At 70.1% G+C, this 21410-nt stretch carries 14 protein-coding genes; 3 read left to right on the plus strand and 11 right to left on the minus strand.

The features are described 5' to 3' along the window. Nucleotides 1-5 precede the first annotated feature (5 nt). From JTE92_RS02320 to JTE92_RS02330, 3 genes are all read left to right on the plus strand, one after another. Nucleotides 6-3128 carry an efflux RND transporter permease subunit gene (locus JTE92_RS02320; protein WP_063239572.1) on the plus strand — a complete coding sequence of 1041 codons (3123 nt, stop codon included), beginning with the start codon at nucleotides 6-8 and terminating at the stop codon, nucleotides 3126-3128. Nucleotides 3129-3424: 296 nt separating this feature from the next. Continuing rightward, complete coding sequence (locus tag JTE92_RS02325) at nucleotides 3425-4036, plus strand: hypothetical protein (RefSeq protein ID WP_063239573.1); 612 nt, start codon at nucleotides 3425-3427, stop codon at nucleotides 4034-4036. A 163-nt stretch (nucleotides 4037-4199) separates the two neighbouring features. Continuing rightward, nucleotides 4200-4403: a CsbD family protein gene (locus tag JTE92_RS02330; RefSeq protein ID WP_063239574.1), complete on the plus strand. Its 204-nt coding sequence runs from the start codon at nucleotides 4200-4202 to the stop codon at nucleotides 4401-4403. Nucleotides 4404-4791: 388 nt separating this feature from the next. Here the strand turns inward: JTE92_RS02330 and bcsR are convergent, their stop codons facing one another. From bcsR to surE, 11 genes are all read right to left on the minus strand, one after another. After that, on the minus strand, nucleotides 4792-4989 hold the full coding sequence (bcsR, locus tag JTE92_RS02335; protein WP_063239575.1) for a BcsR/BcsP family cellulose biosynthesis protein: 198 nt from the start codon (nucleotides 4987-4989) through the stop codon (nucleotides 4792-4794). Then, nucleotides 4986-6575, minus strand: a complete 1590-nt coding sequence (gene bcsG, locus JTE92_RS02340) for a cellulose biosynthesis protein BcsG (protein WP_063239576.1) — start codon at nucleotides 6573-6575, stop codon at nucleotides 4986-4988. Before bcsG ends, bcsR begins: the two co-directional genes overlap by 4 nt. A gap of 42 nt (nucleotides 6576-6617) precedes the next feature. Continuing rightward, nucleotides 6618-9212: a UDP-forming cellulose synthase catalytic subunit gene (gene bcsA / locus JTE92_RS02345; RefSeq protein WP_232353382.1), complete on the minus strand. Its 2595-nt coding sequence runs from the start codon at nucleotides 9210-9212 to the stop codon at nucleotides 6618-6620. Further along, on the minus strand, nucleotides 9209-10021 hold the full coding sequence (gene bcsQ / locus JTE92_RS02350; protein WP_063239577.1) for a cellulose biosynthesis protein BcsQ: 813 nt from the start codon (nucleotides 10019-10021) through the stop codon (nucleotides 9209-9211). The genes bcsA and bcsQ overlap by 4 nt, the downstream gene beginning before the upstream one ends. Beyond that, nucleotides 10018-10230 carry a hypothetical protein gene (locus JTE92_RS02355; RefSeq protein ID WP_063239578.1) on the minus strand — a complete coding sequence of 71 codons (213 nt, stop codon included), beginning with the start codon at nucleotides 10228-10230 and terminating at the stop codon, nucleotides 10018-10020. Before JTE92_RS02355 ends, bcsQ begins: the two co-directional genes overlap by 4 nt. Before the next feature lie 22 nt (nucleotides 10231-10252). After that, entirely contained in the window at nucleotides 10253-11989 is a 1737-nt protein-coding gene (gene bcsE / locus JTE92_RS02360) for a cellulose biosynthesis protein BcsE (RefSeq protein WP_063239579.1), read from the minus strand. A 16-nt stretch (nucleotides 11990-12005) separates the two neighbouring features. Beyond that, nucleotides 12006-15911 (minus strand): cellulose synthase subunit BcsC-related outer membrane protein, encoded by a 3906-nt coding sequence (locus JTE92_RS02365; RefSeq protein ID WP_063239580.1) that lies wholly within the window; start codon nucleotides 15909-15911, stop codon nucleotides 12006-12008. After that, on the minus strand, nucleotides 15896-17146 hold the full coding sequence (gene bcsZ / locus JTE92_RS02370; protein ID WP_063239581.1) for a cellulose synthase complex periplasmic endoglucanase BcsZ: 1251 nt from the start codon (nucleotides 17144-17146) through the stop codon (nucleotides 15896-15898). The genes JTE92_RS02365 and bcsZ overlap by 16 nt, the downstream gene beginning before the upstream one ends. Nucleotide 17147: 1 nt before the next feature. Further along, complete coding sequence (gene bcsB, locus JTE92_RS02375) at nucleotides 17148-19475, minus strand: cellulose biosynthesis cyclic di-GMP-binding regulatory protein BcsB (protein WP_084254647.1); 2328 nt, start codon at nucleotides 19473-19475, stop codon at nucleotides 17148-17150. Nucleotides 19476-19693: 218 nt separating this feature from the next. Beyond that, complete coding sequence (locus tag JTE92_RS02380) at nucleotides 19694-20359, minus strand: hypothetical protein (protein WP_063239582.1); 666 nt, start codon at nucleotides 20357-20359, stop codon at nucleotides 19694-19696. A 10-nt stretch (nucleotides 20360-20369) separates the two neighbouring features. Continuing rightward, nucleotides 20370-21356: a 5'/3'-nucleotidase SurE gene (surE, locus tag JTE92_RS02385; protein WP_063239583.1), complete on the minus strand. Its 987-nt coding sequence runs from the start codon at nucleotides 21354-21356 to the stop codon at nucleotides 20370-20372. Between the last annotated feature and the right edge of the window lie 54 nt (nucleotides 21357-21410).

Genomic DNA, 21410 nt, shown 5'->3' on the forward strand with positions numbered 1-21410 from the left:
GCCACATGATCTCGCGCATCGTCAGTTTTGCCCTGCACCAGAAGCTCTTTGTCTGGCTGGGCCTGCTCATCTTCGTCGGCGGCGGCCTGGCCGCGTTCAAGAACCTGCCCATCGAGGCCTTCCCTGACGTTTCCGACATCCAGGTCAACGTCATCACGCTGTACCCTGGCCGCGCCGCGGAAGAAGTCGAGCGGCAGGTCACCATCCCGATCGAGACCGCGCTGGCCGGCACGCCCAACGCGGTGCGGGTGTTCTCGCACACCCAGTTCGGCCTGTCGTTCATGATGGTGACCTTCAACGACCGCGCCACCGACGTGACCGCGCGCCAGCAGATCCTGGAGCGGCTGCGCAGCGTCGACCTGCCCGACGGCGTGCACCCGGACCTGGCGCCGCTGTCGACCGCGATCGGCGAGATCTTCCGCTTCCGCCTGACCGGCAAGGGCTATACGCCGCAGGAGCTGCGCACGCTGCAGGACTGGGTGGTCGAGAAGAACCTGCGCCAGGTGCCGGGCGTGGCCGACCTGGTGACGATCGGCGGCACCATCAAGCAGTACGAGGTCAACCCCAACCTGGCGCGCATGCGCGACGCCGGGATCTCGCTGTCGGAGCTCTTTACCGCGCTGCAGCGCGGCAATGCCAACGCCGGCGGCGGCGCGGTCGCGCACGGGCGCCAGCAGTTCCTGCTGCGCTCGCTGGGCAGCTTCCGCACCTCGGCCGACATCGCCAGTGTGGTGGTGGCCGAGAACAACGGCACGCCGATCCTGGTCAAGGACATTGCCGAGGTCAAGGTCGGCAGCGCGCCGCCGCAGGGCCTGATGGGCCAGGACGACGAAGACGACATCGTCTCGGGCATCGTGGTGATGCGCAAGGGCGAGAACCCGTCGGCGGTGCTGGAGGCACTGAAGGCGAAGATCGAGTTGCTCGACGACCAGATCCTGCCCAAGGGCGTGAAGATCGTGCCGTACTACGACCGCTCCACGCTGATCGACAAGACCCTGCACACGGTGTTCGGCAACCTGGTCGAAGGCGCGCTGCTGGTGATGGCGGTGCTGTACCTGTTCCTGGCCAACGTGCGCGCCGCGGCGATCGTGGCGCTGGTGATCCCGCTGGCGCTGCTGTCGACCTTCATCGGGCTCACCTGGGTCGGCATCCCGGCCAACCTGCTGTCATTGGGGGCGATGGACTTCGGTATCATCGTCGACGGCGCGGTGATCGTGGTCGAGAACATCTTCAAGCGCCTGGGCGAGCTCAAGGCGCAGCAGATCCGCGACAGCAAGGCGCGGCTGCACGCGATCCTGCAGGCCACGACCGAAGTGGGCCGCCCGACCGTGTTCTCGATGGTCATCATCATCGCCGCGCACATCCCGATCTTTACGCTGCAGCGGCACGAGGGCAAGATCTTCGCGCCGATGGCCTATACCGTGACGGGCGCGCTGATCGGTTCGCTGATCCTCTCGCTGACGCTGGTGCCGCTGCTGTGCCACCTGCTGCTGACGAAGAACATCGCGCACGACGACAATTTCATCGTGCGCCATTGCAAGCGGCTGTACGAGCCCATGCTGGGCTGGGCGCTCGACCACAAGAAGCTGGTGGTGGGCGCCGCGCTGGGCCTGCTGGTGGCGACGGTGGGCGTGGGCAAGTTCCTCGGCAGCGAGTTCCTGCCCGAGCTGGATGAGGGCTCGATGTGGGTCAGCTTCGACCTGCCGGCCTCGGTCTCGATCGACGAGGCGCGCGACCAGGCGCGGCTGCTGCGCAGCGTGATCCGCAAGACGCCGGAGGTCAACACCACTATCTCCAAGGTGGGCCGCCCCGACGACGGCACCGATCCCAAGCTGATCAACACCGTCGAGGTCTTGGTCGACCTCAAGCCCGAGAAGCAATGGCGCGACGGCTTGAACAAGCGCGCCATCATCGGCGAGATCGACAGGCACCTGCGCCAGCTGCCCGGCATCGAGCCCAATTTCTCGCAGCCGGTGCGCGACAACATCCTGGAAAGCATCTCGCAGATCAAGGGCCAGATCGTGATCAAGGTGCAGAGCGACAGCCTTGAGCAGAACAAGAAGGTGGCCGACCAGATCCTGGCCAACGTGCAGTCGGTCAAGGGCGTGATGCGCGCCTTCATCGACCGCGACGGCGAGCTGCCGCAGTACGTGCTGGAGTTCGACCGCGCCCAGGCCGCGCGCTACGGCATCAACGTGGCCGACGTGCAGGACCTGATGGAGACCGCGCTGGCGGGCAAGGCCGCCACCGAGCTGTGGGAAGGCGAGCGCCACTTCAGCGTGGCGGTGCGCCTGAAGCCGTCCGAGCGCGAGCTGCCCAACCTGCCCAATATCTTCATGCAGACCGCCGACGGCGCGCAGGTGCCGCTGTCGCAGCTGGTGACGTTCCGCGCGGCCTCGGGCGCAATGAACATCAGCCGCGAGAACGGCCAGCGCACCACCTCGATCGGCATCTTCATCCGCGACCGCGACATGGGCAGCGTGGTCAAGGACATGCAGGCGCTGGTGAAGAAGAACGTCAGGGCCGACGATGTCAAGATCAGCTGGTCGGGCGAGTTCGAGAACCAGGAGCGCGCCATGGCGCGGCTGGCGATCGTGGTGCCGCTGTCGGTGCTGATGATCTTCCTGCTGCTGTTCAACGCGTTCAAGTCGTTCAAGAGCGCGACGCTGATCATCTCGAACATCCCGTTCGCGCTGATCGGCGGCGTGTTCGCGCTGTTCCTGACCGGCATCCCGCTGTCGGTGTCGGCGGCGATCGGCTTTATCGCGCTGTTCGGCCAGGCGGTGCTCAACGGCGTGGTGATGGTGACCTACTTCAACCAGCTGCGCGACGAGGGCATGCCGGTGCGCCAGGCCGTGCTGACCGGCTCGATGGACCGGCTGCGCACGGTGCTGATGACCGCGCTGCTGGCGATGCTGGGCCTGTTCCCGATGGCGGTCTCGCGCGCGATCGGTTCGGAGACGCAGCGCCCGCTGGCCATCGTCATCATCGGCGGCCTGATCACTGCCACGGTGCTGACGCTGATCGTGCTGCCGACGCTGTACGAATGGATGGTCGGCCGCAACTGGCCGGACGAAGAAGGCGAAGCGCCTGACGAGAACAAGCTGACGACGTCGATTGCTGGCTGAGGCTTTCCGGTTGGTGCGCTCCCCTCTCCCGCGAGCTGGAGAGGGGAGCCTTCTTCACGCGCGATCTCCCGCAAGTGCCGCCCCCGGACCCTGGTGTCGGAATAGTCTGACGCGCCTTTCGGAGCCCAACGCCTGCTTCCCATTACCCCTGCCGCCTACGCTGTACATACGGCGTGGCCAGCAGCGCATCGCCGCCGGCCCCTTAATGCGTACGACCCTTAGTGCGTACGACTATGCGTACGACTATGCGTACGACTATGCGTACGACTACGCAATCAACTGGAAAGGAGCTCGACATGATGAAGAAATGGCTGACTGCAGCAGTGTGTTCGATGATGGTCGCGGCCCCCGCGGGCTATGCCCTGGCGCAAGCGACAGCGCCCGGTACGCCGCCATCCACCACGGCCGCTACCGGCGCCCGCGCCGACTACAATGCTGCGGCCAAACAGGCTGACGCGGACTACAAGGCTGCCACCACCAAGTGCGACGGCATGAAGGACAACGCCAAGGACGTGTGCAAGGCGGAAGCCAAGCGCGACCGCGACGTGGCCAAGGCCCAGGCCGAAGCCAGGCGCGACGGCACGCAGAAGTCCATGGCCAAGGCCGAGAAAGTGAAGGCCGACCGTGACTATGACGTCGCCAAGGAAATGTGCGACGACAAGACGGGCAACGACAAGGACGTTTGCAAGAAGGACGCCAAGGCAGCCCATGAGAAGGCCCTGGCCGAAGCCAAGGTCGACAAGGCCGCGGCAACCGGCTCGCGCACCGATGTAGCGGAAGCCCGTGCCGAGGCCAGGAAGGACGCCACCGACGCCGCCTACAAGGCTGACAAGGAGCGTTGCGATGCCATGTCCGGCGATACCAAGGACAAGTGCCAGGCTGACGTAAAGGCCAAGTACGGCAAGTAAGTACGGCAAGCAAGGCGGAAAACAGGCCGGCAGGCAGCACATGCCGGCACTGTCGCCGACACGGCCCAGCCGGGCCGCCCGCCAGCCACTGGCGGACCATTCATCGACGCATTGACGGGCGGCCCCTGGTGGGGCCCGTCCGCCCCGCATGAAGGAGCACAGCATGAACTGGGACCAGGTTGAAGGCAAGTGGGAGCAGGCCAAGGGCAAGATCAAGGAAAAGTGGGGCAAGCTCACCGACGATGACATCGCGCAGATCAACGGCAAGCGCGACCAGCTCGCCGGCCGTATCCAGGAGCGCTATGGCTATACCAAGGAACGCGCCGAGGAAGAAATGAAGGCGTGGGAGAACGACTCGCGCTGGTAAGCCGGCTTGTCATGGCAGCAAAAGGCGGGACGCCCTTGGGGGTGTCCCGCCTTCTTTTTTGAGTTTTCGCCGGACGTTGTGTGCCGATGGTGTGCTCCCTCTCCCGCCTGCGCGGGAATGACGGTGGCCTTTGATTCTTTGGTGGTACTAATAAAATCAAAAGATCAGCGAGGGTTCCTGGGTAGGGGAGCAAACAGGTAGGGGCCTTTGACTATCCCCACGACGTGGAGAGTGGCCCGCACTGCTTCAAGCAGGCGTTAGCTCTATATGCAATGCGGTGCGCTGATGTGCATGGTGTGGCACGCAGAGGGGCCGCTGGTGATCTGACCGGACGACAGCGGAGGCCATTGCAACGGCGGGCACGCCGTAAGGCGGGCAGCCGCGGCGTTCACGCGTCGCGCCGCGGCGCCTCCGCGCCATACCCCAGCAGCCCCGCCAGCAGCGGCCAGCGCCGCGCCGCCGCCTGCGCGGCGCGCTGTTCCTGGTGGTCGAAATAGCGGCGCGGGTCGAAACCGGCGACCTCGCCGCCCAGCACGTCGATATCGCTGCGTGCCAGCGGCAGCCCGCGTGCGTTGGCCGGCTTCATGGCTTGCCCTCGATCCAGACCCCGTCCGGCGTGCGCACGACATAGCCGTTGCCTTCGCGCATGGTCACGGTGGCCTCGTTCTCGCCGACCATCTGCGTCTGCGGCAGGTCGCTGGCATAGCTGGCCAGGGCCGGCGCCTGCGCGGCGAACGGGTTCTCGGCAACCAGGTTGGACAGCAGCTGCGACAGGCCCAGGTAGCTGCTGGGCGCATCGATGGTGACGGTGCGTTCGTTGGGCCTGGGCAGTCCCACCAGCTTGACGCCCACCGGCACGTTGATGATGCGCGGGGTCGGGATCTCGCGCATGCCGGCGATCTGGTTGGCGTCGCCGCGCAGGGCCGCGCCATGCTCGGGCACGAACACGATCACCGCGCGCCGGCCCGATTGCGCCACCATCTCGATGACCTTGTCGATGTCGCCCAGCAGCCGCGACAGCCGCAGCGGATAGGACTCCAGGCTGGACAGCCGGTTGTCGGTCATGCGGTTGCCGTCGTGCAGCGTCACGGTGTTGTAGTACAGCGCCTGCGGCCCGCCGCCGGCCTGCTGGCGATCGCGGAACCAGCGCTGCAGCACGTCGAAGTCGCCGATGACGGGCGAGTTGTCGAACGAGCGCATCGCCACCGGCAGGCCGGTGTTGGGGGGCGGCGCAACGCCGTCGACGCCGATCTCCTTCTGCACTTCCTTCAGGAAGTTGTCGAAGTGGCCATCGTGGTTGAGCAGCATGCGGGTGGAGAAGCCCGCATGCGCCAGCGCCTGGAACAGGTGGCACTGGCCCGGCGCCGGGTCGTACAGCGCCTTGTGCTCGGGCTGGCCGCAGGCCGCGCGCAGCACGCGGATCGCCGCCGGGCCGCTGTAGCTGGCCGCGGAGCTGAAATTGGTGAAGAGGAAATCGAAGCGCTGCAGCAGCGGGTTGTCGCGCGCGCGCGCCGTGTCGAGGTCGTCCCATGACAGCGAGCAGATATGCAGCACGATCACGTCGTACTGCGTCTGCGGCGTGGCCGCCAGCCGCGGGAAGCCGACCTGGCGCAGCGCTTCCTGGCTGCGGAACGCCGCCAGCCGGGCATCCGGGCCGCTTGCGGCGACCTCGGCGCCGCCACCGGCCAGCGCCGCGCCCGTGGTCAATGCCGCGGTCGCGGTGCCGGCGCGAACGTCCGCGATGCCGCCCGGCCCGCCGGCATCGTACAGCGCCTGCCACAGCGGCACCGCCACCAGCGCGCCCAGCACCAGCGTGGTCACCCGCACCCAGCGGTTCACGAGCCAGAAGATCACCAGTGACGCCAGCGCAACCAGCAGCATCTCGCGCGTGACGACGCGCTGCGCCAGTTCCAGCATGTACGCGGGCGTAAACGCCTGCAGGTTGGCGAACTGCGAGACCACGCGCGAGAACTGCGGCAGGTCCGACTCGCGGTACATCAGCGCTGCGCCCGCCGCCACCGCCAGCACGTGCCGCAGCGCCGACAGCGCCGGATGGCGGATGCGCACCACCAGCAGCAGCGCGAACAGCAGGTTCAGCAGCCATTGCGGATGCAGCCGGCCGATAAAGAACAGGTACAGCTTGGCGATGAAGTAGAGGTTCCAGATGCCCATTGTCCGAAGCGTGGCGTGGCCGCGTTTGCGTTGTGTTTGAGGTCAGAGCCGGCGCGGGCGCACGCGCCCGGCCAGTGCCGTGGTGGCGCCGCGGAATGCATCGACCAGCCGCAGCAGCCCCTGGTAGCCCATCTCGATCACTTCCTTGAGGCCGCGCAGCGGCACGTCCACCGGCTGTTCGTCGACCCAGTGGATCCAGGCGTCGGCGCGGCCGAAGGTGCACTGGATCAGTTGCTGCTCGGTGCGCGCGTCCATGCCGTCGAAGCGCACGCCCATCTGCCGCTCGGCATTGCGTGTCACCACCGCCGGAAAGTGGTAGCTGCGGGTGCCGCGCGACAGGCACACGCCCACGTGCGTGCCGGGCTCGACCCTGGCCTCCACCGGCAGCGCCAGGCCCAGTCCGCCGAGCGAATAGTTCTCGGTCTTGCAGGCGAGCGTGCGGCCATCGGGCAGCAGCAGCGTCGCCGGCACGCGCATGGGGATGCGGTGCGACACGCGCACCTGGCGCGCCTCGCGCGCCACGCCGATGGCCGCGCCCAGCATCACCAGGTTGGCCAGCGCCCAGCCCAGGTTCATGATGATCGCCGAGGGCTCGAAGGCCGGATCGAACAGGATGCGCCCGAGGCCCAGCAGCAGTGCGATGGCGTTCAGCGCCAGCAGCACCAGGTAAGGCTTGGAAATGGTCCAGTCCAGATACTCTTCCTGGATCTGTCCGCCCTTGGCCGTGACGTTGAACTTGCCCAGCTTCGGGTTGATGAACGCCATGGTGGTCGGCAGCACGATGTACCACGCCAGCACCGATTCATAGACCTCGGCCCAGAACGAATGCCGGTAGCGTCCCTGCAGGCGCGAGTTGGTGACGTTGGCGACGAACAGGTAGGGCAGCACGTACGCCATGATCAGCACCGCCGAGGTGTGGATCACATGCAGCCCGAAATACAGGTACGCGATCGGCATGGTCAGGAAGATCAGCCGCGGTATGCCGTAGAAGAAATGCAGCATCGCGTTGGTGTAGCACAGGCGCTGGAACAAATGCAGGCCCTTGCCGAACATCGGGTTGTCGATGCGGAAGATCTGCGCCATGCCGCGCGCCCAGCGGATGCGCTGGCCGATATGGCCCGCCAGGTTCTCGGTGGCGAGCCCGGCGGCCTGCACGATGCGGATATAGGCGCTGTTGTAGCCGCGCCGATGCAGTTTCAGCGCGGTGTGGGCATCCTCGGTCACGGTCTCCACCGCGATGCCGCCGACTTCTTCCAGCGGCGCGCGCTTGATCACCGCGCACGAACCGCAGAAGAAGGTGGCGTTCCAGAAGTCGTTGCCGTCCTGGATCAGCCCGTAGAACAGGCTGCCTTCATTGGGCACGCGGCGGAAGGTATCGAAGTTGCGCTCGAACGGGTCCGGCGAGAAGAAATGGTGCGGCGTCTGCACCATCGCGCATTTGGGGTCGGCGAGGAACTCGCCCATCGTCATCTGCAGGAAGGAACGCACCGGCATGTGGTCGCAGTCGAAGATCGCGACGAACTCGCCCTGCGTGTGCCGCAGCGCCGAATTGATATTGCCGGCCTTGGCGTGCGCGTGCTCGGTGCGCGCCAGGTAGCCCACGCCGGCGTCGCGCGCGAAGTCGCGCACCTCGTCGCGGGCCCCGTCGTCGAGGATGTAGATGCGCAGCTTCTCGGGCGGCCAGTCCAGGCCCAGCGCGGCGTAGACGGTTGGCTGCAGCACCCGCAACGGTTCGTTGTAGGTGGGGATCAGCACGTCGACGGTGGGCCAGGAGGCGGGATCCGGTGGCAGCGGCGCCGGCTGGCGGTTGAGCGGCCAGATGGTCTGCACGTAGCCCAGGAACAGCACGATCCAGGTATAGACCTCGGCCGCGAACAGCAGGTAGCCGAAGACCGCCTCCGGCACGTTTTCGAACTGCAGCGTGCTCGTGATACGCCACCAGATATAGCGGCCGGCCATCAATACCGACAGCGCGGCCATGGTCAGCGTGGCGGCGCGCCCCGGGATGCGCCGCAGCACCAGCAGCCCCAGGATGATCAGCATGGCCAGCAGGAACTGGTCGCGCAGCGGCAGCGGCGTGGTGCACAGCAGGATCCCCGCGGCGGCGGCCAGCGACAGCAGCGCCGGCATCAGCCACGGCACGCCGGACAAGGTGGGCGACAGCGACTCGAGGCGTAGTCCCACGCGCTTCCAGTCGATGCGCGGCAGCCGCGCCAGGACCCGCCGGCGCAGCCGCTTGGCGCGGAAGTAGACCGGCTCGAGCCAGCCCCGGAACCAGCGCCGCAGCGCGCTGGGCTCGGGCGGCGCCTGCGGCCTGCGGCGACCGTGCACGTCGGCGGCGAGCGGCACCAGCGCGCGTGGCGGCCGCAGCAGCGCGCGGTGCAGCCAGATGCCCGCGCCGTACTGGTGGCGCGGGATGTCCAGGCGCTGGCGCAGGCGCCGCCGCACCCAGTTGGCGGTGAGCAGCGCCACGTCGGGGCGCCCGCGCGGCGGGGTGCGGAAGAACACCCGCAGCAGCCACAGGCTCGCCGGGGCCTCGGCGGCCACGCCCAGCTCTCGCGCGAGCGCGCGGCGCAGCGCCTGGAACCAGTCGGCCACGCGCCGGCGCAGCGGCAGGGGCAGCAGCGCGCGCATCATGTGCGGTCGGCCTCGGCGGCCATCGGGCGGGCGCCCATGTCGCGCACGCTGTCGGGACCGGCCTTGCCGCGCACGGCCAGCAGGCTCCAGCCCGATACCCACGAGGCCAGTCCCTGCAGGTCATGCGCCGCCTGCGAGTAGGGCGTGCTGCGGCAGAAGCTCTCGCCGCGGGCGAAGGCCTCGGGCACGGCGGCGTCCTCATGCACGTCGTAGGGCAGCAGGTCGCCGTCCAGCGTGGCGCGCAGCAGCACCGAGATATCGGTATGGAGCTGGCGCGCCGGCTGCAGCCGCGTGACCGCGTAGGCGACAGCCGTGCCGGTATCGCGCAGCGCCGCGCGCAGCGGCGGCAGCGTGGCGCAGGTCTGCGGCTGCGGCGGCACCAGCACCAGCACGAGATCCGCCGCGGCGATGGCCTGGCGCGCATACGGCGACGGCCACGGCGCGCTGTCGACCAGCGCCAGCGCATTGGCCGGCAGGTCGACCTGGGCCAGCAGGTTGCGCAGCCAGTGCGGCTCGCGCTCCAGGCGCTCGGCCATGCGGCCTTGATCGGCGGCGCTGCCGGGATCGCCCCACGGCACGAACAGCACGCCGTCGTCGCTGCGCTGCCCCGCCTCGCTCCAGTTCGCGGTGTTGCACAGCCCTGCCTCCGCCGGTGCGCGCAGGCCGAAGTGGAAGCCAAGCAGCCCGCGCGGGTCGCATTCGACGGCCAGCGCCGGATGGCCGTGCCAGGCCAGCAGCGTGGCGAGTTCGGCGGTGACGGTGGTGCGGCCCGCGCCGCCCACGGCCGAGACGATGGCCACGGTCTTCATTCGCGCTCTCCGCGCTCTCCGTGCACGCCGCGCCACGGCCGGCCGCGGATCACCACCGGTTGCAGCTGGGGCGGCAGCCGCACGGCGCGGCGCGCGCGCGGCAGGCGCCAGCGCGGCAGCAGCCGCAGCAGCCGGAAGTGCCAGACGACCCAGGCCACCGGCACGGCCAAAATCAGTCCCCAGATGAAATAGCCGAGAAACACGTCCATGGTGGTTTCCTGTCGGTCTTGCCTAGCGTTGCGGTTTCAGCGGGATGGCAAACGCCTGCGGCTGCGCGCGCCGCCCACGGCGCGCGCGCGAGGTCGCGGGCAGCGGGATCGGGGCGTCCTGCGGCGGCAGTTCTGCCGGCGCCGCCACCGGCGACGGATCGGGCTGGCTGGCCAGCCAGCCGCTGTAGTCCTGCACCGGGCGCTGCGCAATATCGGCTTCGAGCCGCTTGAGCGAGCCCAGGATCGATTCGGCATCGCCGCAGCGCAGTTCGCCGCCGAACAGCTCGGACATCGGCCGCACGAATACATGGCGGCAAGCCGTCTCTATGTTCTCCATGCGGCAGGCAAAGAAGAAGGCGTAGACCGCGTTGCTGCCGGCGGTGCACAGGTCGCCGGCATCCTGCATCTGGCACGCGCGCAGCGCGTCGACATGTGCCACCTCGGGCAGCAGCGGCAGTTCCAGCAGCACGTGCGGCAGCCGGATCACGCTGCTGCGCTCGAGCGTGGTGCGCACCAGCGAGATAAAGTCGGCGGGCGGCACGTAGCCCGTGGCGGCGGTGGCCACCACCGCGGACAGGGCGCTCTTGTAGTCGGGCAGGATCGGGCGCGAGAACACCTGGCCCTGGATCGCCTCGATCATGGTCTGCACGCGCGCGAACGGCGTGTTGCGGTGGATCACCAGGCTGGCGCCCAGCGTCATCATCAGCAGCTCGTAGCGCTGGCGCAGGATCTCGTGGTCCTCGCGCACCACGATCTTGAGCGCCTTGCCGCCGTCGTGGCGCAGCTGGTGCACCTGGCTGGCCAGGGTCTCGAGCTCGGCGATCTGGCCGTAGTGCAGCACGACGGTGGCGGCGACCGCACCGGCAGCGGCGGCCACCGCGGCGGCATTGTCGTCGACCACCTGCCAGTGCGCGGGGATCCAGCGTTCGCGCAGCACCGCTGCGCGGCTGACGATGATGCGGTCCTCGTCGGGAGCCAGCAGCGTGGGCGCCTCGCCGGGCGCGATGGCGTCGTCCGCGCCGCTGCCGGCCACCAGGCCCCGGTCCACCGGCGAGAAGCGCAGCGGCACCACCTCGGGCGGCAGGATCGCGTCCTTGTGGCGCCAGAAGCCGACTTCCCAGACAAAGTGCCCGTGCTGCTGCGCCAGCCGCGCCACGCCGGCGAAATGCCGGTGGAATCCCGCCAGCGACGCCAGCTGCAGCGCCTCCGTATCGCCGGGCGGCGCCATCACCAGCAGCACGCCACAGCTGTTGCTTCTGCACCATCGTGCCAGCAGCTCGCCGTCATCGGCCAGCGCGACCGGGTCGTCCCAGCGGAAATATCCCGGCGCGCCTTCCACCAGGAACTGGCTGCCCTGTGCGCCGCACTGGTCCACCACGGCCTGCAGCGCTTCAGTCAGCACGGCGATGCCGGAGCGGCCGGGCACGCCGCGCAGCGTGCAGATGTTGGCGCGCGGATGCAGCGTGCGCGAGCGTTCGATGTCGAGGCCGTGCGCGCGCAGCATGTCGGCGATCCCGGCCGGTTCGCGCGGGGACAGCACCGTGGTGCGCGCGCGCAGCAGCCGTGCCGCGCTCTGCCAGAACAGCGCGTCGCGGGCGGGCGTGGCGTCGGCATAGACCACGTGCACGGCGGTGGGCTCGAGCGCTGCCAGCGCCGGCGGCAGCGCATCGATGGCCAGCGCCGGGCGCGCCTGCAGCCAGGCGCGCGGCTTCCTGCGCGAGCGCGGCGGCGGGGCGGTTGGGCGGCTAGCGTCGTTCATGGCGTGGCTATGTGGCTCAGTAGGTAGAGTAAGGCCGCACCGGCGTGGGCGGGTAGGGCACGGGCCCCTGCTGCTTGTCGAAGACATAGCGCACGTAGGCCTGCGCGCGGTTCGGCGCATAGTCGCGCGAGCGGTCGATCTCGAACACCGCGCCGGCTACCCAGTGCGGGGCAAAGCGGTACTCGATGGCCGCGCCGATGGTGTAGCTGAAGCCGCCGCCGGAGCCGCCGTCGTAGGTGGCATTGCCGGAGCGTTCCTGCAGCCGGGAATCGGTGGGGTAGTACGGCATCGACTTCTCATACGTGCTCGACAGCCCCACCGAGCCGCGCACGCGCCACGACAGCTTGTCGCGGCGCCCGGTCCAGTCCAGCGGGATGCCGAACGACAGGTAGCGCTGCGGGCTGTAGTAGCCGCCGTGGCCGAAGCTGTAGAAGCGGTCGTTCTCGCTGTAGCGCCAGTAGTTCAGCACCAGGCCGCTGGTGAGGCGCTGGTCGCGCCGCACGAAGACGGGCACGTCGAAGCCGGTGCGCACGGTGAACTCGCGGTTGGTCAGGACATTGTGACCAGTGTAGATGCCGTAGCCCAGATCGGCGAACAGGCCGAAGCGCCCCACGTCGCGCGCATAGCGCACATGCACGCCGTTGCGCACCACGCCGCCCCAGGTGGCCGCGGGCGTGACCACGCCGGTGGCCGGGTCGACATGGGCGGGATCGGTGGCGCCTGCGTACGACACCAGGCTGCTGGTGACGGCGCGCCGCGAGACGTCGATGGTGGTCGACGCCGGCCCCATTTCGCCGCGCCAGCGCACCCCGCCGACGAGGTTCTGCCGCAAAAAGCCCAGCGGCGTGGTGCCGATGTCGGCACGCCAGCTGTTGTAGGCGCCGTTGAACTCGTAGCCGGCGGCCAGCGCCACGCCGCGGTCGTTCTGGCCGATGGGGCCGAGGCCGGTATTGCCGAGCGCGCGGATGCGCCCGAAGTCGCGCGAGGCGGACAGGTTGTCGGCGGGCAGCGTGCCGGCTTCGAGCAGCACCGTGTCGGCATGGAAGAAGGTGTGGCCGGTGTAGCCGTGCGGGATGCGCACGTACAGCGGGATCTCGGTCGCCAGCAGGCGCGAGATGCCGGGATCGCCGGTCTTGTGCGAGAACAGCACCGCGGAGGCCACCTGGCCTTCGCGCCGGGCTTCGAGCGAGGCCAGCGCGCGGCCGGCCGCGGTGCCTTCGGTGCCTTCGGCGCTCGGGCTGACGCCCTCGCGCTGCTCCAGCACGCGCGCCTCGCGGTACCGCGCCGCGGCCTCGTCGAAGTTGCCGCGCGACTGCGCGATGCGCCCGGCCTGCACCGCGATGTCGGCGCGCTCGGGATAGCGCTGGCGCAGCGGGCCGACCACCGCCAGCGCCTCATCCTCGCGCCGCATCGCGGTGAAGCGGCGCGCGATCGACAGGCGCGTGTCGATGTCGTCCTCCGGGGTATCGGCGAGCACCGCGCGCACGATCTCCAGCGCCTGCTTCTCGTCGCCCTGGCGCTCCAGCATGTTGGCCACCATCAGCCGCGCGCCGGCGTCCCTCGGGTTGATCGCGAGCACCTGCCGCGCAGCGTCGGCGGCGCCGGCATAGTCGCCCCGGGCCTCGCGCAGGTCGGCCAGCGCCAGCAGCCAGCGGCGCTCGCTGCGCTGCGCTGCGGGCACGGCCATCAGCGTGCGCTGCGCCCCGGCGAAATCGCCCCCGGCGATCAGGCGGTCGCTTTCGCGCACCGCCAGCCGCAGCGACTGGTCGTCGAGGTCGGCGCGCTGCGCGGCGTTCAGGCCGGGACGCGCGCGCACGTCGGCGATCCAGGCGCGCAGCACCTCGTCGCGCCCGGCCGCGGCCAGCAGTTCGCCATAGCGGATGCGCACGTCGATGGCGGGATCGTCCGGATGCGCGTCGAGCCAGTCCGTGACCAGCTTCAGGCCGGTGTCCGGCTGGCCCAGCGCGATCCATTCGCGCCCGACCGAGGCCAGCATCTGCGGATCGTCGGGCACCTCGGCCGCGGCCGCGCGCAGCCGGGCCATGGCTTCGTCTTCGCGGCCCTGCGCGGACAGCTGGCGCGCTTCGCGCAGCAGGCGCTGCGCGGCCAGGTTGCCGGACAGGCGGCGCATGCCGTCGGAGCGTTCGGCGTCCGGCACGCCAGCCAGCAGCGCACTGGCGGCGTCGATGTCGTCGACCGAATTCAGGTACAGCGCCGCGGCATAGCGCATCTCGGCGTTGCCGGCGGCGACCACGCCTTCGTCCATCACGCGCCGGCCCAGCGCCGGCAGGCCCAGGTCGCGGTAGGCGCGTGCCAGCGTGAAGCGCGTCCACGGGTCCTGCGGCGCCAGCCGGATCGATTCCTCCAGCAGCGCCAGCGCCGGGCCCTGCTTGCGCTGCGCCAGCAGCTGTTCGCCCTGTAGCGCGAGCAGTTCGGCGCGCAGGCTGCGCAGCTCGTCGGCCGAGCCCTTGAGGCGGCTGGCGGTGCTGGCGATCAGCGGCCCGGTCTCGTCGCCGCGCCCGCTTTCATTGAGCAGCCTGACCAGCGTGCGCAGGCTGCCGATATCGGGCTCGGGGCCGGCAAGGTTGGCGCGCAGCAGGCGCTCGGCCTCGGCCGGCTGGTCCTGCGCGATCAGCGCGTCGGCGAGGATGGCGCGCGCATTGGCATTGTCCGGTTGCTGCTGCAGCGCCTGGCGCGCCAGCGCTTCGGCCTGCGCCGGCTTGCCCTGGGCATTGGCCTCGCGCGCGCGCGCCAGCGTGCCCCAGAACGTGGCGGTGCCCTGCAGGCTGCGCCATTTGCCGCGGTTGCCGGGATCGAGCTCGGCGGCGCGCGTGAACAACTCGCGCGCTTCGTCGTGGCGTCCCTGGCGCAGGCGCACCAGCCCCAGGTTGCCAAGCGTCTCGCCTTCGTTGCGGCGCTTGCGGTTGGCGCTCTCCAGCGCGGTCTCGGCCTCGCGCACATTGCCGCGCGCCAGCTGTTTTTCGCCCTCGCGCCGCGCCTGGTAGGCCTGCTCGCGCTGGTGTGCGGTGGTGCGCTTGCCCAGCTCGGCCAGCGTCTGGCGCGCGGCCTCGTCGTCCGGCACTTCCTGCAGGTAGGCCTCGTACCACTTGTAGTACGCGGGATCGTCGCTGACGTTGTAGAGCGTGCGCCGCCACATCTCCAGCGCGCCCTTGCGGTCGCCGTCGGGCCGCCGGGCGATGCGCCGCAGGATGCCGAGCCCTTCCTGGCGCGTCGCCTCGCGGTCGGTCAGCAGGCTGGCCAGTGCCATCTGCAGGCGCAGGTCGTCCGGGTCCTGGCGCACGCGCGTGCGCAGCTCGGCAATGGTGGCGGTGCGCCCGGCGGGTGTGCCGGCCAGGATGCGGTAGTAGTCGATCGCCAGCTCGCCGCGCGGGGCGCCGCGCGGGAACAGCTGGCGCAGCCGGGCAATGGCTTCGTCGGACTTGCCGGCGCGCGCCAGCAGCCGGATGCGCGCCATCTCGGCCTTGTCGCGCGTGGCGATGCGCCAGGCGTCTTCCAGTTCGAGCGTGGCGGGGTGGCCCGGGTTGGCCTGGCGCAGCCGGCGCAGGATCTTCTCGGCTTCGAGCGGGCGGTTGGAGCGCAGCTCGATCAGGCCCATCAGCATCAGCGCGTCTGGCTGGCCAGGATCGATCAGCAGCGCCTTGTCGAGGATGCCGCGCGCCACGTCGGCGCGGTTCTTGGCTTCCCACATGCGCGCCGCGGACAGCAGCTGCGCCAGCTCGGGCGAGGGTTTGGCGGCCTGAGGGGCCTGAGGGGCCTGAGGGGCCTGAGGGGCCTGAGGGGCCTGAGGGGCCTGAGGGGCCTGTTGGGCCTGCTGGGCCAGCGCCGGCGCTGCCGCCATCGGCGCCACCGCGGCGGCGCCGAACAGTGCCGGCAGCAGGATCGGGTTCAGCGCGCGGGGCATCCGGTCTTCCAAGCGGGCAGCAGCGCGCCGTCCCGGGCAAAACGGTACTGGCCGTCGAGATAGCCGAGCCCGAACAGCGTCAGCACGTGGGTGTAATAGCCGGCCTGGCCGCCGGGCTCGCGCTGCGCCAGCTCGCGCGTGCGGCGCACCTGCGCGGCGGCCTGGTCGGCGCGGCCGAGCGCGGCCAGGTACGGCGCCACCGCGGCGCTGAAGCCGCCGTTGCCCGCGTTGGGCCCCGGTTGCCCGGTCTGGGTGTCGATGCGCTCGGGCGGGTAGCCCCTGGCCGCGACATAGTCGGCCAGCGGCGTGAAGGTGCGCAGCAGCGCGGCGCGCTGGGGCTCGTCGGCCGGCAGCGTGCCGACCCACAGGTAGACGCGGATCGCGTTGTAGGCGCTTTCGGCGTGGGTGGCCGCGTCGGGCAGGAAGCCGCGGCCAACTTCATATTCGACCCAGTCGGGCGAGAAGCCGCGCGGCGCGGTGTCCAGCATCAGCCGCGCCGACGTGCCGACCATCTGCTGCCACGCCGGTTCTTCCGGCAGCGCGGCGGCGAGCCGGCGCATCACCTGCAGTGGCACATAGCTGGGGTTCAGGCGCCAGCGCTTGTCGCCCAGCCTGAAGCCCTGCGGTCCCGGCAGCACGGTGCGGCCCAGGCCCGGCAGCAGCGCGGTTTCCTCGCGCAGGATGCGCCGCGCCAGCAAGGTGCCGAGCGCGGTGAAGCGGCGCTCCTGCCACAGCCGGCCCGCTTCCAGCAGCGCGTAGGCGATCCACAAATCCGCGTCGGATGCCGGGTTGCTGTCGATCACGCCCCAGCCGCTGCCCGGGTTGCCGGGGTTGGCCGGATGGCCGGCGCTGGCCGCCTGCTCGGGCGTGAGCCTGCCCCAGATCCAAGCCGGCAGGTGCGAGACCAGGTCGCCCTGCGCCAGGTTGTTCTCGGTCCAGGCCAGCAGCTTGTCGAAGCTCGCGCGATCGTTGGCCACCAGCGCGAAGAACAGGCCGTAGGCCTGGCCTTCGGAAACGGTGGCCTGCTGCTCCGAGCTGCGGTCGATCACGCGCCCGTCGGCGCTCATCAGCTGCTGGCGGAAGGCATCCCAGTCGGCCCACTTGCAGGCCGGCGCGGGCGCGGCAGCAGCGGCAGCAGCGGCAGTAGCGGCCGTAGCGGCGATCGGGGCCAGCGCTGCACAGGCCAGCGCGCCGGCCGCCAGCCATCGGCCCAGGCCTGTCAGCGTGCGCCGCATGTCAGCTCCCGCCGCGCCGCGCCGCCAGCCTGCCCAGTGTCCAGAACAGCGACAGCGCCACCACCAGCCCGGCCAGCAGGCCGCCGATCGCCAGCAGGCTGGGGAAGGCCGACACCCGCACCCAGATGCGCGCGTACCACGGCAGGTCGCCGACGTAGTAGCGCTCGCCCAGGCGCAGGCCATCGACCTGGTCCTGCCGGATCACGGTCAGGTCGCCGCGCATCTGTGCCACCTTGCCGGGGTTCTCGAGGGCGTCCAGCACATCGGCCACGCGGCGGTCCTCGGTGGCGGTCAGCGCGACCACGGTGTTGCCGTCGGCCAGCGGCGATTCGAAGCCGACCAGCGCCGCCACCGGGCCATCGGCGGACAGGATGGCGCGCCCGACCGGCGTGACCGGGTCTTCGCGCACGCCGGCCAGCCAGTTCGACCAGACGCCGGTGCGCTGGTCGCGCAGCGAAATCTCGGTCTTGCCGCGCGCGATCAGCAGCGGCAGCGACTTGCCCCATTTTTCCAGCGTGGCGGCGCCGCTGCCGGTGCCGATCAGCAGCAGGTTGCGGTCGCGCACGCTGTCGAGCTCCGTCGTCGGCACCACCGTCACGCGCAGCGACGGCAGGCCGGTCCACTTGCCCATATGGCCCAGCAGCGACAGCAGCGCTTCCTGGTCCGTCGCGGTCGGTGCATCGGGCACGACCACGGCGGTGTCGGCGAGATCGGCCAGCCGGGTGAAGGGATAGCCGCTGTTGGCGAAGTACGCCAGGTTGGGCAGCCCGGTGTAGTGCGAGAAGCGGCTGAAGTCGATGGTCGAGTCCGGGTCGATCGCCGCGCGCGCCACGTCGGTCGCGGTGGAGGTGCACAGCCCTGTCTTCTGCGAATCGATATGGAACTGGAACTGCATCTGGTTGTTGCTGCCGACGCGGAACGCCGGGATGCCGACCCGCTGCGATGCCGACGCGGTGGTGCCCGACAGCAGCGGCACGCTGACCACGTTGTGGTCGTCGGTGCTGGCCAGCGGGCGCAGGCGGTATGAGCGCACCAGCTGGTCGTTGATGTCGATGCTCAGTACCGAGTCGTTGTAGGTGGGCGGCGCGGTATAGCGGTAGCGCAGGTTCAGCGGCACGTGGCTGCGGGTCCAGTCGTACAGGTCCGCCGGCACGCGCAGGTTGACGCGGATCGGGTTCGGGTTGCTGCCGGCGACCTGCAGGTCCTGCGGGTCCGGCACCAGTTCGCGGAACAGCACCGGGCGGTCGGTCGGCGCCCACGCCGGCGCGTCATAGGGCCGGCGCGGCTTGCCGATGTCCACCGACTCCACGCGTGCGCTGTTGCCGGCCATGGCCGCCTTGCCCAGCACCAGGGCATTGACCGCGGTCTGCAGTTCCTGCGCATTGCGCCCGGCTACGACCAGCAGCTTGCGGTCCGGGCTGGCGGGGTTGGGCATGAGGCTGACGGTAGGGCCGGCGATGGGGCTCGCGATCGCCGACAGGTTCAGGCCTGCCGGGATGGTCTGCGGTGTGACGAAGGCGATGGCGTCGCTGCCGGCCGGCACGGTCCGCGCCACCGGGAAGCGCGCCTCGCGCCAGGCGGCCAGCGCGCCCAGCCATGACGCCGCGACGCCCGCGGCGCGCAGCGTTGCGCCGTCGGCGCCGGCCGGCAGCACGAACGGCACGGTCACGCGGCGGTTGTCGCGGCGATCGAAGAACGGCGCCGGCAGCAGCGCCAGGTTATCCGGCAGCGTCACGCGCGAGGTATTGAGCGTGAGCGTGGTCGCCGGGCTGATGTCGGCCCACAGGCTCGAGTGCAGCGGGTCCTCGCAATGGTCCAGCGTGTAATGCGCGATCAGCTGCACGCGCAGGTGGTTGAAGTCGGTGAAGAAGCGCGGGTCGATATCGATCTCGCGCGTGACCAGGCGCCCGGCTTCCTTTTCTTCCAGCGGCAGCGTGGCGATGACTTCGTCGTTCAGCGTCAGCTTGATATGCGACAGCGGAAACACCAGCGCCGGCGAATAGCTGAAGGCCAGCTTCAGCCTGGCCGCCGTGACCACTTCATCGAGCCGCACGCCGATATCGAGCCGGCGCGCGTGATCCACGCCGCGCAGCGCGATCGGGCCGTAGGCGCCCATCTGGCGCAGGGTCAGGACGTGGGTGGCGGTATTGGCCGAGGCGGTTGTGGCAGTGCCGGCAACCGTGGCCGGCCGCGTCGCGGCAGGCACGGGCGGCGCGGCGCCCGCGGCCGGAGCTTGCGCGCCCGCCGGCCATGACAGGCACGACAGGGCGAGCAGGCTGGCGGCGCATAGCGGGGGCCGGCGGAAGCGGAGCGGGACGGAGCGGGTCATGGGCTGTACGGCTTCCGGCGGAATACGGTCGGGCCAGTGTAGCTGTAAAGGCACCGCGGGCTCCACATCGCGCCAATACTCTAAAAAAGATTCAACAACGAATAAAAAAAGCGGAAATGCCACCCTCTTGCCAAAGGGGACATTTCCGCTCCGGGTTTGTAGGAGAAGCACCGGCACCTGCGCACGGCAAGCGCCCGCGCTTTACTGCGGCGAGCCGCCTACCCGCAGGTGTTGTCTGCCCGGCACACGCCGTGCACCACCATCTCTCCCATCAGGTCCAGCGCTGCCTGGTCGGATATCGCCTCGCGCATGGCGTCGAGCGCGGCATCGTGCGGGTCGCCGGGGTTGCCGGCCGCGAGCGGCGTGTCATGCCAGCGGCGGGGGACGGCGGCGGGATCGATATCGACACCGGCGCCCTCGGCCAGCGCCTCCAGCACCGCCTGCTCGGCCGCCGCGACGGCGTCGGCGGCCAGGCGCGCCGCGTGCTCCGGGCCGAAGCTGTCGAAGACGCGCGCCGGCGGCCCGTCCAGCAGCTTCCACAGTGCCAGCTCGGTCAGCGGGGTGCAGTTGATGGTTTGCCCCGCCAGCACCAGGCCGTGCAGCTGCTGCCGGTTGGCCTCGCCCTGTGCAAGACCGCCGTCGCATCGCACCATCACCGCGCCTTCCGCCACGCGGGCCAGGCGGAAGGCTCCGCTGGCGTCGGTTGTCGCCTGGCGCACCTGGCCTTGCGTGTCGCGCAGCTGCACCGATGCGCCCGCCAGCGCTGCGCCGACCGCAGCGGTGCCGCTGAGGTCGCGCGATTCGTCATCCCCGCATGCCGCCAGGGCTGCCACCGCGCATGCGAGCACGAGATGGCGCCAGTTTTTTCCGGGTTGCTTGCCCATGATGTCGTCCTCAGGGCGCCAGCGCGGCCAGGTCGCGGTGCGAGCGGTTGAACAGGCCGCGCGCCAGCGGCGTCGGGCGGAAATCCACGTCGAGCGGCGAGATGGTGATGAACTTGGCCAGGAAGGCCGGCGTCTCCGCGGTGCGGGCGAGCGCTTTCAACTCGGCATCCGCTGCGCCGGCCTCGATCGACACCGTGTTGTCGGCATTGCGCTTGTATGCGGTGGTGAACGAATCCACCGTGCCCGGCATGGTCAGGCGTACGCCGGCGGGAGCCTGTCCGCCGGCGATGATCGGGTAGTTGATGCTGAGCGGATGCGCCACCGGCAGCAGCGGCTGGCCGGGCGTGCGCGTGGCTTCGAGGCTGGCGATCACGCGGGCCAGGAAGGCCCCGGCCTTGGGGAAGGCGGCCAGCGTCGCGGGAAAGCCGCTGCGCGCCTCGGCAAAGTCGACGCCGACGCTCAGCGCGATGGCCGGCACGCCGCGCCGGGCGGCGAACAGGACGTTCATCACCGTGCCCGAATGCGGGATCGAGTCCGACAGGTTCTCGCCGAAGTTGGCGCCGGAAACGACGAGGTCGGGCGTGAAGCCGCTTTCCGGGCCGACGATCTTCAGGCCCATGGCGGTGGCATCGACCGGCGAGCCGCTGCCGATGTAGTCGGCGTTGGTGGCATCGAGCGCGCCGCCGGCCACGTAGGTGGGCTTGACCCGGTGCACGCAGTACGTGTCGGCGCCGCCGGCGAGTGGTTCCACCACCAGCCGCGTGCGCCCGTCGGGCACGGCGTAGGCGGCACCGGAGCCGCTCTGGTTGCTGGCCGGGCCAACCGTGATGACGCGGTGCCCCGCATCCTGCAAGGCCTTGCGCACGGCGGTGATGCCGGGCGCGGCGCAGCCGTCGTCATTGGTCAGCAGAACGTTGAGCGCGTGGGCGGGGTTGGCCGCCGCGGCCAGGGCCGCGGCGGCGAGACTCAGCCGCAAGGGGGCGGGAAGTCTAGGCATGGAAACCAGTCTCCTGTTTCTGATGGATAGGAAAGGCGCTGCATGGCCGCGGCG

The organism is Cupriavidus oxalaticus (assembly GCF_016894385.1).
GTDB lineage: Bacteria > Pseudomonadota > Gammaproteobacteria > Burkholderiales > Burkholderiaceae > Cupriavidus > Cupriavidus oxalaticus.

Excerpts from the sequence above, each read along its gene's own strand:
- bcsB (WP_084254647.1), bottom strand. The coding sequence starts at position 19,475 with ATGACCCGCTCCGTCCCGCTCCGCTTCCGCCGGCCCCCGCTATGCGCC.
- JTE92_RS02330 (WP_063239574.1), top strand. The coding sequence starts at position 4,200 with ATGAACTGGGACCAGGTTGAAGGCAAGTGGGAGCAGGCCAAGGGCAAG.
- JTE92_RS02355 (WP_063239578.1), bottom strand. The coding sequence starts at position 10,230 with ATGGACGTGTTTCTCGGCTATTTCATCTGGGGACTGATTTTGGCCGTG.
- JTE92_RS02365 (WP_063239580.1), bottom strand. The coding sequence starts at position 15,911 with ATGCCCCGCGCGCTGAACCCGATCCTGCTGCCGGCACTGTTCGGCGCC.
- bcsE (WP_063239579.1), bottom strand. The coding sequence starts at position 11,989 with ATGAACGACGCTAGCCGCCCAACCGCCCCGCCGCCGCGCTCGCGCAGG.
- JTE92_RS02380 (WP_063239582.1), bottom strand. The coding sequence starts at position 20,359 with ATGGGCAAGCAACCCGGAAAAAACTGGCGCCATCTCGTGCTCGCATGC.
- bcsR (WP_063239575.1), bottom strand. The coding sequence starts at position 4,989 with ATGAAGCCGGCCAACGCACGCGGGCTGCCGCTGGCACGCAGCGATATC.
- bcsG (WP_063239576.1), bottom strand. The coding sequence starts at position 6,575 with ATGGGCATCTGGAACCTCTACTTCATCGCCAAGCTGTACCTGTTCTTT.
- JTE92_RS02320 (WP_063239572.1), top strand. The coding sequence starts at position 6 with ATGATCTCGCGCATCGTCAGTTTTGCCCTGCACCAGAAGCTCTTTGTC.
- bcsA (WP_232353382.1), bottom strand. The coding sequence starts at position 9,212 with ATGATGCGCGCGCTGCTGCCCCTGCCGCTGCGCCGGCGCGTGGCCGAC.
- bcsZ (WP_063239581.1), bottom strand. The coding sequence starts at position 17,146 with ATGCGGCGCACGCTGACAGGCCTGGGCCGATGGCTGGCGGCCGGCGCG.
- JTE92_RS02325 (WP_063239573.1), top strand. The coding sequence starts at position 3,425 with ATGATGAAGAAATGGCTGACTGCAGCAGTGTGTTCGATGATGGTCGCG.
- bcsQ (WP_063239577.1), bottom strand. The coding sequence starts at position 10,021 with ATGAAGACCGTGGCCATCGTCTCGGCCGTGGGCGGCGCGGGCCGCACC.
- surE (WP_063239583.1), bottom strand. The coding sequence starts at position 21,356 with ATGCCTAGACTTCCCGCCCCCTTGCGGCTGAGTCTCGCCGCCGCGGCC.